At 71.5% G+C, this 10,733-nt stretch carries 11 protein-coding genes and 1 pseudogene; 5 read left to right on the plus strand and 7 right to left on the minus strand.

The window, feature by feature from the left end:
• Positions 1-318: 318 nt before the first annotated feature.
• The 6 genes from Q0444_RS03070 to groL all read right to left on the minus strand — a co-directional run bounded on the left by Q0444_RS03070 (position 319) and on the right by groL (position 4,913).
• Complete coding sequence (locus tag Q0444_RS03070) at positions 319-1,437, minus strand: alpha/beta hydrolase family protein (RefSeq protein ID WP_291080374.1); 1,119 nt, start codon at positions 1,435-1,437, stop codon at positions 319-321.
• Positions 1,438-1,822: 385 nt separating this feature from the next.
• The gene (locus Q0444_RS03075) at positions 1,823-1,969 is read right to left on the minus strand and encodes a hypothetical protein (RefSeq protein ID WP_299021317.1); all 147 of its coding nucleotides are present in this window, start codon (positions 1,967-1,969) and stop codon (positions 1,823-1,825) included.
• A 153-nt stretch (positions 1,970-2,122) separates the two neighbouring features.
• The gene (locus tag Q0444_RS03080) at positions 2,123-2,287 is read right to left on the minus strand and encodes a hypothetical protein (RefSeq protein WP_291080370.1); all 165 of its coding nucleotides are present in this window, start codon (positions 2,285-2,287) and stop codon (positions 2,123-2,125) included.
• 411 nt (positions 2,288-2,698) lie between these two features.
• Positions 2,699-2,854 (minus strand): hypothetical protein, encoded by a 156-nt coding sequence (locus Q0444_RS03085; RefSeq protein ID WP_167507209.1) that lies wholly within the window; start codon positions 2,852-2,854, stop codon positions 2,699-2,701.
• Between the two features lie 48 nt (positions 2,855-2,902).
• Entirely contained in the window at positions 2,903-3,046 is a 144-nt protein-coding gene (locus Q0444_RS03090; RefSeq protein WP_167507208.1) for a hypothetical protein, read from the minus strand.
• 244 nt (positions 3,047-3,290) lie between these two features.
• Positions 3,291-4,913, minus strand: coding sequence for a chaperonin GroEL (groL, locus tag Q0444_RS03095; protein ID WP_299021325.1), 1,623 nt, complete (start codon positions 4,911-4,913; stop codon positions 3,291-3,293).
• A gap of 282 nt (positions 4,914-5,195) precedes the next feature.
• Between groL and Q0444_RS03100 the strand changes: the two genes are divergently transcribed.
• Both Q0444_RS03100 and Q0444_RS03105 read left to right on the plus strand, forming a co-directional pair.
• Entirely contained in the window at positions 5,196-5,672 is a 477-nt protein-coding gene (locus Q0444_RS03100) for an SRPBCC family protein (protein ID WP_291083340.1), read from the plus strand.
• Positions 5,673-5,677: 5 nt separating this feature from the next.
• On the plus strand, positions 5,678-6,439 hold the full coding sequence (locus Q0444_RS03105; protein WP_291083339.1) for a hypothetical protein: 762 nt from the start codon (positions 5,678-5,680) through the stop codon (positions 6,437-6,439).
• A gap of 16 nt (positions 6,440-6,455) precedes the next feature.
• Here Q0444_RS03105 and Q0444_RS03110 read toward each other — a convergent pair whose 3' ends face one another.
• Positions 6,456-7,151, minus strand: coding sequence for a hypothetical protein (locus tag Q0444_RS03110; protein ID WP_291083338.1), 696 nt, complete (start codon positions 7,149-7,151; stop codon positions 6,456-6,458).
• A 79-nt stretch (positions 7,152-7,230) separates the two neighbouring features.
• Here Q0444_RS03110 and Q0444_RS03115 point away from each other — a divergent pair, with 79 nt between their 5' ends.
• The 3 genes and pseudogenes from Q0444_RS03115 to Q0444_RS03125 all read left to right on the plus strand — a co-directional run.
• A complete protein-coding gene (locus tag Q0444_RS03115) occupies positions 7,231-8,700 on the plus strand; it encodes a M20/M25/M40 family metallo-hydrolase (RefSeq protein ID WP_291083336.1) in 1,470 nt (489 codons plus the stop codon).
• 97 nt (positions 8,701-8,797) lie between these two features.
• Entirely contained in the window at positions 8,798-10,012 is a 1,215-nt protein-coding gene (locus Q0444_RS03120; protein WP_291083334.1) for an alpha/beta hydrolase family protein, read from the plus strand.
• A gap of 47 nt (positions 10,013-10,059) precedes the next feature.
• Positions 10,060-10,733: pseudogene (locus Q0444_RS03125) on the plus strand (ATPase); the annotation flags it as partial.

Here is a 10,733-nt window from a genome sequence, read left to right on the forward strand (position 1 = left end):
GGGGCGGGGGCGGGGGCCGGGGGGGGGGAGTGGGGGGCGCCGCCGGCGATGCCGGGCAGGACGGGGATCGCGGGCCGGCGCTCGTCCCGCCGGTCGGACTCCACGAGCAGCAGCGGGCTCGTGCTGCCGTCGGCGTGGCGGAGTTCGATCCGGCGCGGATCATCGGTCTTGGTCATGCGTACAGGATGCCGGACGCCCCTCCCCGCTCGGCGGAGGCCCCCACCGGACCGTCGCCCGACGGCGACGGACCCCGCCCCACGCAGGTGGTGGGACGGGGTCCGTCGGTGGTGGGACGGGGTCCGTCGGTGCCGGTCGGCCTCAGCGCTCGGTGGCGCCCATCGCGGCGGCCATCATCGGCCAGGACTGCTTGAGGTCGTCCTGCCAGTAGCCCCACGAGTGCGTGCCGTTGGGCGCGAAGTCGAACTGGGCCGGGATCTGCAGCTCGCCGAAGCGGCGGGCGAGGTTGGCCGTGCAGTACTGGGTGGCGGCCTCGATGATGCCACCGACGATCGCCTGGTTGGCCAGCGCCGGGATGCTGTTGCGCAGGCGCCAGTTCTCCAGGGACTCGTACGGTCCGGGCAGACCGTTGCCGGTGGAGATGAACATGGCCGGCAGGGTGCCGTTCCTCTTCTGCTCCTCGAAGCGCCAGGCGCCCCAGACCGGGTCGTTGTCGAACCAGCCGTTCACCGTCTCGGGCGTACCCGGGAACGGGCCCCACATGTTGTCGAGGTTGGCTCCGCCCCGCATCCCGGTGACGATGTTGATGAACTGGTAGCCGATCGGCGTCGAGGTCTCGGCGCAACCCGAGTAGGAGCCGATGGCCTGGAAGCGGCCCGGGTGCTTCTGGGCGATGGTCAGCACCGACGTGGCGGTCATGGAGATGGCCGCGAGCGAACGCTTGCGGTCGCCTCCGGTGTTGCCGCCGTAGGCCGACTCGAACAGGTCGGGGAGCTCGTTGGCGAGGTAGGACTCGAACGCCATCGGGCGGGTGGTCTCGCGGGCGAAGCGGGTCTGGACGTTGGGGTCGTGCCGCTGCCAGTCGGTGTAGTACGAGAAGGCGCCTCCGATGGGCGTGACGGTCCAGGCGTTCTTGTTGGCCATGAAGTTCTTCACGTCCGACTGCGCCTGCCAGGTGGCGGAGTCCTCGCCACCACCCGCGCCGTTGATCAGGTAGAGCACCGGGGCCTTGGCGTTGCCGTCAGCCGGGCGCTGCACGATGTTCGGGACCTCCATCTGCATCTTGTCCGACCACACCGAGACGATCATGCGACCGTCGGTGAGAGTGGTCTCGCGGACCTTCTGCGAGGCGTTGGCCTTGTTGTACTGGATGGTGCCGCCGCCCTGGGCCTGGGCCGTGCCCGTGGCGACGACGGGGACCATGGCCGCAGCAACGGCCGCGACGGCGACCTTCGTGCCGAACCGCTTCACTGAACGCATATTTCGACGCCTTACATTCTCGTTGTTCACAGACGGACCCGGGCATTCTTGTGGGAACGCTAACCCGATTCCCAGTAGTCACACAAGTCCCACTAGACACAGTAGTACCACTTGCGTCCGCAGGTCGTGCGTATTGTATCCGCGGGGCACGCTCCGAGGCTCCCACAGTCAGGTGTACCGAGGGAAACCGCGGAGCCGGCCGGTGCGGCTCACGTCAACATTATCGACGGTGACCGGGCCCGCGTTACGACTATGAGCATTTTCCCACCCGCGAAACGTCTGCGAGACCGGCCGCGTCGTCGCAGCCGTCTCGACGTCCGCACACGCATCGAGGGCGCCGGAGTCACTCCGACGCCCTCGACGACCGCGCTTTCCGCGTGGCTACTTACTTCATGAAGCCGGTGGCCATGTCGGCAGCGAAGCCGCCGCCGATGAAGTAGGCGGCAGCCTTCGCGCCGGCCGCCAGCGCGCCGACGAAGTCGCCGCCGAGCTTGCTCAGGCCAGCAATCGCGCCCAGTTCAGTCGAACCCATGATGATCTCCTTTGTGAATGTTCCGCCGCGCGGGAACTCGCGCATTGACCTTGACGAGGGGGCGTCCGCCGACCAGTTGCGGCAGACTGCGTGCGGGGACCCGCACAGCCGACGAGCGATGCGCACTTGACAGGCGCTCGCCGCAGGGGACTATCAGGCAGCCTCTCCGGCGGACCCGCTGAAGAGGGTCTCGAAGAGCGCGGCCGGCCCCGTCTCGGGCTTGTTGAAGCCCGACAGCGACCCGGTGGTCCCGGCGACGAAGTCGAAGATGCTCTTCACGTTGCCGAGAAGTCCGGCAATCGCTCCAAAGTCAGGCATGTGTTTCTCCCTTTGCTGTGATGTCGCCCCGACTCGTGGGGCCCTCGGTAAGGTTAACCTAAGTCGCGCTGATGTCAATCGTGACGCGCGTCTCAGGTTCGCCTCTTGACGCTGGCCAGGCACCTACTCTGGGCCCGTGTCCTGGGTCACTGTAACCCACCAAGGCTTAAGAAGACTCATTAATCGGGCGGCTTTCAGAGAAATTCCTTCATACGTCACCCGGAGGACGTATGCCGCTGGTGAGCACCGTTCCGACGTCACCCCCTGTTCACCCTCGGGGATCACCGTGGGCGCTGGTTTCACCCCGGCGCGCACCCCTCCGGAGACGACGAAGCGGCCCGCGCGAGGGAGATTCGCGCGGGCCGCATTCGGAACCGTCAGGGGCAGTCGCCTACCCGGACGGGGCTCGTGTCACTGCAGGAAGCCTCCTGTCAGCGCCTCCTGGAAGTCACCTCCGGTGAAGTACGCCAGGCCGGAGAACATGTCTCCGAACGCGCCGAGGAAGTCGTTGAGAAAGCCCAGTGCGCCACTGACGCCGGCAAGGGATCCGAACTCGGGGAAAGTCATCGTCTGCTCCTAGAGGTGTTCTGGTGTGTGGTGGGTGGGTCGTGACCGCTAGTCGGCGCTGATGCTCGTGATCGCGCCGATGAAGTCATTGACCCCGCCCTCGCCACCCAGGGACCCGGTGAAGAAGACGACGGCGCCGAGGATGTCGGTGATTCCGCCGAAGAGGTCGGACAGTTGACCGAAGTTGGGCATGGGGGTCTCCGTTCTCAGTGTGTTCCGGCGCCCTCCGGGGCGCCTGACACAGACACTAGGGCGGCCGTTCAGCAGCCACCAGAGACGAAACCGTTCCTTAACCGCAGGTCACAGACGTTTTACGCGGGACGACGCACGTGACGATCGTGTTACGCGACCCGATGCCCCAGGAGAGCCCGACAAAGGCCGTGGCCCGCACCGGATCTCCGGTGCGGGCCACGGCCGCGTGCTGGGGTGGGCTACATCAGAAGCCCATGCCACCCATCTCGTCGCCACCCGGCATCGCCGGTCCGGCGGGCTCGGGCTTGTCGGCCACGACGGCCTCGGTGGTGAGGAACAGCGCGGCGATCGACGCGGCGTTCTGCAGCGCCGACCGGGTCACCTTGACCGGGTCGTTGATCCCGGCCACCAGGAGATCCTCGTATTCGCCGGTGGCGGCGTTGAGGCCCTCGGCACCCGGGAGGTTGCGGACCTTCTCCGCCACGACGCCCGGCTCGAGGCCGGCGTTGTGGGCGATCTGCTTGAGCGGGGCGCTCAGCGCGAACTTCACGATCTTCGCGCCGGTGGCCTCCTCGCCCTCGAGGGAGAGGGCGTCGATGGCGGCCTCGGACTTGACCAGGGCGACACCGCCGCCCGCGACGATGCCCTCCTCGACGGCGGCCTTGGCGTTGCGGACCGCGTCCTCGATGCGGTGCTTGCGCTCCTTGAGCTCGACCTCGGTGGCGGCACCCGCCTTGATCACAGCGACGCCGCCGGCGAGCTTGGCCAGACGCTCCTGGAGCTTCTCGCGGTCGTAGTCCGAGTCGGAGTTCTCGATCTCGGCGCGGATCTGGTTGACCCGTCCCTCGATCTGACCCTGGTCGCCCGCGCCCTCGACGATGGTGGTCTCGTCCTTGGTCACGACGACCTTGCGGGCCTTGCCCAGCATGGAGATGTCGGCGGTCTCCAGGGAGAGGCCGACCTCCTCGGAGATGACCTGGCCACCGGTGAGGATCGCGATGTCCTGCAGCATGGCCTTGCGGCGGTCACCGAAGCCCGGGGCCTTGACGGCGACGGACTTGAAGGTGCCGCGGATCTTGTTGACGACGAGCGTGGACAGGGCCTCGCCCTCGACGTCCTCGGCCAGGATCAGCAGGGACTTGCCCTCGCCGATGACCTTCTCCAGCAGCGGGAGGAGGTCCTTGACGGTGGAGACCTTGCCCGAGACCAGCAGGACGTACGGATCCTCCATGACCGCCTCCTGGCGCTCCGGATCCGTCATGAAGTACTGCGAGATGTAGCCCTTGTCGAAGCGCATGCCCTCGGTGAGCTCGAGGTCCAGGCCGAAGGTCTGCGACTCCTCGACCGTGATCACGCCCTCCTTGCCGACCTTGTCCATGGCCTGGGCGATGAGCTCGCCGATGGCCGGGTCACCGGCGGAGATGCCCGCGGTCGCAGCGATCTGCTCCTTGGTCTCGATCTCCGTGGCGGAGGCGATCAGGTGCGCGGTGACGGCCGCGACGGCCTTCTCGATCCCGCGCTTGATCCCCATCGGGTTGGCGCCGGCGGCGACGTTGCGCAGACCCTCGCGCACGAGCGCCTGGGCCAGCACGGTGGCGGTGGTGGTGCCGTCGCCCGCGACGTCGTCCGTCTTCTTGGCGACCTCCTTGACGAGCTCGGCACCGATCTTCTCGTACGGGTCCTCGAGCTCGATCTCCTTGGCGATGGAGACACCGTCGTTGGTGATCGTGGGGGCGCCCCACTTCTTCTCCAGGACGACGTTGCGGCCCTTGGGGCCGAGCGTGACCTTGACGGCGTCGGCGAGCTGGTTGAGACCGCTCTCCAGGCCGCGACGGGCTTCTTCGTCGAACGCGATCATCTTTGCCATTGGGTGAATCATCCTCCGGGTGTGGGGTGACACGTATGTGGTCGGCGTCGGCGCCCGCGACGGACGGAGTGGACCGTGTCAGATCCACGCCTCACCTTGCGACCTCAGTTCAGGGTTCGTACTGGCACTCAGGGTAACCGAGTGCCAACCGCTTTTCTAGCACTCGCCCCCCGCGAGTGCAAAGGGTGCGGCCCGTGTTCGCGACGGGCGAACGGCCCGCACCGTCGGAACCCGTCCCCTACCATCGAGACGCCATCACGCACACCCTCCCGGAAGGCCACCATGACCACCGACTCCGCGCCCGTCGGCGCCATCGAGAGCTCCATCGAGATCGACGCGCCGCCGGCGCGGGTCTGGGAGATCGTCTCCGAGGTGCGCAACGCCCCGCAGTGGAGCAGCCAGGCGGTCAAGGTCATCCCCCTGGGCGGCCGCACCACCGCCGGCACCCGCGCGCTCAACATCAACAGGAGGGGCCCGATCCTCTGGCCCACCACCAGCCGTGTCGTGGGGTTCGAGCCGGGCCGCCGGTTCGCCAACCGCATCTCCGAGAACACCACGGTGTGGGTGTTCGAGCTCGAGCCCACCGCGGGCGGCGGGACCCGCCTGACGGAGCGCCGCGAGGTCCCCGCCGGCCTGACCTTCGTCTCCCGCTTCCTCACCGACACGGTGTTCGGCGGGCAGAAGTCGTTCACGACCGAGCTGGACCGGGGCGTGTCCACCTCGCTGCAGCGCATCAAGGCCCTCGCCGAGCGGGGCTGACGGCGGTGGCCGGCGCCGGTGGCGCGTCGAGCCGATCCGGGCTCGCCGCGCTCCTCGCCGGCTCGCTCGCGGCGACGCTGTCCGGCTGCTTCCTGTGGTCGTCGACCCCGGACCGTCCCGGGCAACCCGAGCGCGAGGAACCCGGCCCCACCCTGGCCGCCGGACCGCCGCCGGGCGACTGGCAGGACGTGCGGAGCCCGACGGGGCTCGTCTACTCGGTGCCGCCGGGGTGGGAGATCGGCGACCCCTACGGCCCGCCCGCCGGGGACGGTTCGGGACCCGACGGCGGCCGGGACGCCGGATCGGACTGGGGATCGGGGTACGTCACCACGGCCAACGCGATCGCCGACCGGGGGTACTGCGAGTCCAACGGCCTGTCGTTCCGCACGCTGGTCGGCATCAGTTCACAGCTCCCCGGCGACGCCCGCGAGCAGGCGGAGTCCGCGTCCCGCGCGATGGCGGACTCGATCGACCGCCGGTTCACCCGCGGCGGCGCGGACGTCCCCGTCCCCGAGGCGCGGAGCATCGGCGTCTCGGGGGTGCCCGCCTGGCACGTCTCGCTGCGGGGTCAGGTGCGGCCACCGCGGGATGCGTGCACGCCGCCGATCATCCGCTTCGACACGATCGCGGTGTCCACCCGGGCCGCGGACGGCTCCCCCGCCTCGATCGTGTTCGTGCTGATGAGCGACGAGGGCGAACCGGGCGCCCAGCCCGTGTCCACGATCGACGCGGTGGTGGCGTCGCTGCGGTACGACAACTCGGTCTGACCCGGCGCGCGCGTCCTCAGGCCGCGCTGGCCCCGTCACCCTCGGCGGCGCCCTCGAGCGCCTCCGCCCAGCCCCCGGTGCCGCGCGCCCACTCCCAGCCGGACTCCGCCGCCCGGTCCGCCCGGTCGGCCGCCACAGTCCGCTCGAGAACCGGCACCCCCGGCCCGTCGGCGACCTGCACCAGGAGTTCCCCGCCGGCCCGCTCGTAGCGGAACCACCGGTCGTCGTCGACCTCCAGCTCCAGCCGGTCGCCGTCCACCTCGAGCCGGTGCACGAGCTGGCGCAGCAACTCGTGGGTGATCCACGGCAGCGTCCCGTGGGGACGGCCACGGACCTCGTGGTCGCCGATGTCCGCTCCCGCCGTGGTGGGTCGGCGGTGGACGTCGACGTCGATGCGCTCGCGCGGGTCGGCGACCAATCCCAGTTCCGGGCACGCGACCAGGAGCTGCCGGGGCGCGGCCAGCCGCATCACGGCGTTGACGACCAGCGGGCGGGTGATGACCCCCGGGTGGATGACCACGCCGACGCCCTCGATCTCCGGCCGCCGGGTCAGCGCCCCGGTCTCGCCCACCGCGTCCGCGGCGGGGAACCGCTCCCGGACCTCGTCCCGGAGCGCCTCCAGGTCGTCCCGGACGTGCTCGGGGAGATCGTCGAGGTGGGCCGCGCCGCTCAGGGCCGCATCGGCGGGGGTGACAACAATCACAAGGCTCATGGTGACAATGATACGACACCCGGCGTTCATCTTCCGTTCATCTCCGGGGTGTGTCCGAGCTCACGACTATTCTGTCGACATGGCCGACACCGCTGCGTCCCCGTTCCCCGCCCCGCATCCCGACCTCGCGGACCTCGCCGAGGCGGTGGCCGGGCAACTGGGCCGCGCGCGCGCCGACCTCGCCGACCTGGTGGCCCTGCCCTCCGTCCACGGCGCCCACCCCGAGGCGTGCGCCCAGGCCCGCGACCTGGTGCGCACCCTCCTCGCCGGGCTCCCCGTCCCCGGCCTCGGGCCGGACTCCGTCGAGGTGGTCGAGACCTCCGACGGCTCGCACGCCGTGTTCGCCCACCGGCCCGCCGCGCCGGGCCGCCCCACCGTGCTCCTGTACAGCCACTACGACGTGCAGCCCTCGGGAGACCCCGCCGAGTGGACCACCCCGCCGTGGGAGCTGACCGAGCGCGACGGGCGGTGGTACGGCCGCGGCGCCGCGGACTGCAAGGGGAACCTGGTCGTCCACCTCACCGCGCTGCGCGCCCTGGCCGCCCTGGGGGGGTCGGCGCCGGACACCCCGGGGGGCGACGACGACGAGGCGGACCCCCGCGGGGCGGACCCGCTGGACGGCCTGGGGATCAGGCTGGTGGTGGAGGGCTCCGAGGAGACCGGCGGTGGGGGGTTGGACGATCTCGTGGCCTCGCGGCCCGACCTGGTGGCGGCGGACGCGATCCTCATCGTGGACTCGGGGAACGTCTCGGCCGGCGTTCCCACGCTCACGACCAGCCTGCGGGGGATCGCGAACCTCGTCGTCGTGGTCGACACCCTCTCCGCCGGGGTTCACTCCGGCCAGTTCGGGGGCGCGGCGCCGGACGCCCTGGCCGCGCTCATCTCCATCCTCGCCTCGCTGCGCGACCCCGAGACCGGGGCGACCACCGTCGACGGCCTGGACTTCGGCGGCGAGTGGACCGGCCGGCCGTACGCCGAGGAGGCGTTCCGCGCCGACGCCGGGATCCTCGACGGCGTCGAGCCCTCCTCGGCGGCCCCCGTCGCCGACCTCGTCTGGGCGCGCCCGGCGGTGACCGTGCTGGGCATCGACTGCCCGCCGGTCGAGGGCGCGATCGCCGCCGTCCAGCCGCGGGCCCGCGCGCTGGTCAACCTGCGCGTGCCGCCCGGGATGGACCCGCTCGAGGCGCAGGACCTGCTCGCGGCGCACGTCCAGAGGCGCCGGCCCTGGAACGCGCGGGTGTCGGTGGAGAAGGAGACCGTCGGCCACCCGTTCAGCTCCGTCCCGGCCGGCGGGTCCGACCCGGTGCACGGGCTGCTCTCGGAGTGCCTGGCCAAGGCGTACGGCGCGCGGGAGGTGGCCGAGGTCGGCTCCGGCGGGTCCATCCCCCTGTGCACGGCGCTGCGCGAGGCCCATCCGGGCGCGAGCATCGCACTGTTCGGGGTCGAGGACCCGGCGGCCGCGATCCACTCCCCCGACGAGTCCGTGGACCCGCGCGAGATCGAGCGGATCGCGCTGGCCGAGGCGGCATTCCTGCAGCGCTATCGCTGACGCCCGCCCCCCACCAGCGGTAACAGCGTGACGCGCGGGCGCGATACTGAGGTCAGTGGCGGCCGAGGAGGGTCGGCTGCCGGAATCTGGAGTCGCCATGTCCGCCATGTCCGCCATGTCCGTCCCCGCAGCGGCCCGGACGCCCCGCCCGGGCCGTGCCCGCCGCGCGAGCAGGGCCGCGCTGGCCGCCGCCACCGCCGTCGCCCTGGCCGTGGGCCTGAGCCCCGCCTCGGCCCGGGCCCAGGAACTTCCGGCGGTGATCAGCCCCGAGCAGATCGGCAACGCCGCGCTCGACTCGATCACCCCCGAGAGCCTGAGCCAGCTGCTCTACCTCGGCAACCTGCCGGGCTCCTCCGGCTCGTCGATGATGGGCGTGGCCAACCGGCTCGGCTTCTCCCCCAACATGTTCGCCGGCTCCCCGCCGCCGGCACCGCAACCCAACCCCGGCATCACCGAGACCAGGGTGGTGGGCAAGACGATCGACGGCCGCTACGAGCGGTGGCTCATCGACTCGGCCGACATGAAGCGCGGGATCACCGTCGAGGTGTACCGGGCCACCAGACCCGATGCGCCGTTCCTCTACCTCCTCGACGGCGTCGGCTCCGAGTTGCCCAGCGGCTTCATGCAGTGGGGCGCCGCGGAGCAATTCGCCGACCAGAACGTCAACCTCGTCATCCCGACCGGTGGCCAGGGCTCCATGTGGGCCGACTGGGACGCGCAGGACCCCGTGCTGGGCATCAGCAGGTGGGAGTCCTTCATCACCCGGGACCTGCCCCGGCTGGTCGAGCCGCAGGTGAGCACCAGCACCAGCCGCGGGATCGGTGGCATCTCGATGGGCGCGGGCGCCGCGCTCTCCCTGGCGACCCGCCACCCGGAGCTCTACCGGGCCGTGTTCGGCGTCTCGGGGTGCTACTCCACCGACGCGCTCGGCCAGATCCTCACCCGCTACACGGTGGAGAGCCGGGGAGCCACCCTCACCAACATGTGGGGCGAGCCCGGCAACGCGCAGTGGGCCGCGCACGACGCCTTGGCCGGCGCCGAGACGTTGCGCGGCAAGGCGGTCTACCTCTCGTCCGGCACCGGCGTGGCCAACCCCGGCGACTGGGCGGCCTACAACGGCGACGCCGCCAACTTCGTGGCCGGCATGGCGCTCGAGCAGGCCACCGGCCAGTGCACGTGGGCGGCGGATCGCCGCCTCCGCGAGCTGGGGATCACGGCGCGGGTCGACCACCTGCCCACCGGCATGCACAACTGGTCGTACTACTCCCGACAGATTCCGGTGGCCTGGAACGCCGTGCGCGGCGCCCTGTAGCGCGGCACCCCCGCCCGGGGACGCCGCGCGCCGATAGGCTCGCAGCCGTGAACCCCCGCCCGGATCTGGACCTGACCCTCCGACTGTCGGCGTCCGCGGCCGACTCCCGCCGGGGGATCGTCCGCGCGCACCCCGAGGTGATCCTGGCGCTGGGGATGCGCGAGTGGGACGCGATCGAGATCGTGGGGGCCCGCACCACCGCCGCGGTGGTCGCGGCGGCCGCGCCGGGCGCGCCCAGCGGGGTGCTGGTCGTGGACGAGGTCGTGGCGGCCAACTGCGGCCTGGGCGAGGACGCGCGGGTGACCGTGCGCGCCGCGCAGGTCACGGGGGCCCAGTCCATCGAGGTCCAGGGGCTGCCGCCCGCGGGCCGGGGGGTGGCCGAGCGCGTGCTGCGATCCGCGCTGCTGGGCAAGGTCGTCCGGGTCGGCGACTCGGTGACGCTCATGCCGCGGGACCTCGGCCCCGACTTCCCCACCGCCGACACCTCCCGGACCCTGCGCAACGTCATCGGCATGCAGTGGAGCACCGAACTCCTCACCGTCACCGCGACCGTCCCCGACGGGATCGTGTCGGTCCAGCCGACCACCGCCGTGGCCGCCGCGGGCGCGGCGGGCGCGGCGGGGGCGGGGGCGGGGGGGGGGGGGACCGGGGCGGGCGCGCCACCCCGCGCCCCCGGCGGCCCCCCCCGCGGCCGCCGGGGGGCCCGCGGCCCCCCCCCCCC

The organism is uncultured Dietzia sp. (genome assembly GCF_937873725.1).
Classification (GTDB): domain Bacteria; phylum Actinomycetota; class Actinomycetes; order Mycobacteriales; family Mycobacteriaceae; genus Dietzia.

Excerpts from the sequence above, each read along its gene's own strand:
- Q0444_RS03120 (WP_291083334.1), top strand. The coding sequence starts at position 8,798 with ATGTCCGCCATGTCCGCCATGTCCGTCCCCGCAGCGGCCCGGACGCCC.
- Q0444_RS03110 (WP_291083338.1), bottom strand. The coding sequence starts at position 7,151 with ATGAGCCTTGTGATTGTTGTCACCCCCGCCGATGCGGCCCTGAGCGGC.
- Q0444_RS03085 (WP_167507209.1), bottom strand. The coding sequence starts at position 2,854 with ATGACTTTCCCCGAGTTCGGATCCCTTGCCGGCGTCAGTGGCGCACTG.
- Q0444_RS03100 (WP_291083340.1), top strand. The coding sequence starts at position 5,196 with ATGACCACCGACTCCGCGCCCGTCGGCGCCATCGAGAGCTCCATCGAG.
- Q0444_RS03080 (WP_291080370.1), bottom strand. The coding sequence starts at position 2,287 with ATGCCTGACTTTGGAGCGATTGCCGGACTTCTCGGCAACGTGAAGAGC.
- Q0444_RS03075 (WP_299021317.1), bottom strand. The coding sequence starts at position 1,969 with ATGGGTTCGACTGAACTGGGCGCGATTGCTGGCCTGAGCAAGCTCGGC.
- Q0444_RS03090 (WP_167507208.1), bottom strand. The coding sequence starts at position 3,046 with ATGCCCAACTTCGGTCAACTGTCCGACCTCTTCGGCGGAATCACCGAC.
- Q0444_RS03070 (WP_291080374.1), bottom strand. The coding sequence starts at position 1,437 with ATGCGTTCAGTGAAGCGGTTCGGCACGAAGGTCGCCGTCGCGGCCGTT.
- groL (WP_299021325.1), bottom strand. The coding sequence starts at position 4,913 with ATGGCAAAGATGATCGCGTTCGACGAAGAAGCCCGTCGCGGCCTGGAG.
- Q0444_RS03115 (WP_291083336.1), top strand. The coding sequence starts at position 7,231 with ATGGCCGACACCGCTGCGTCCCCGTTCCCCGCCCCGCATCCCGACCTC.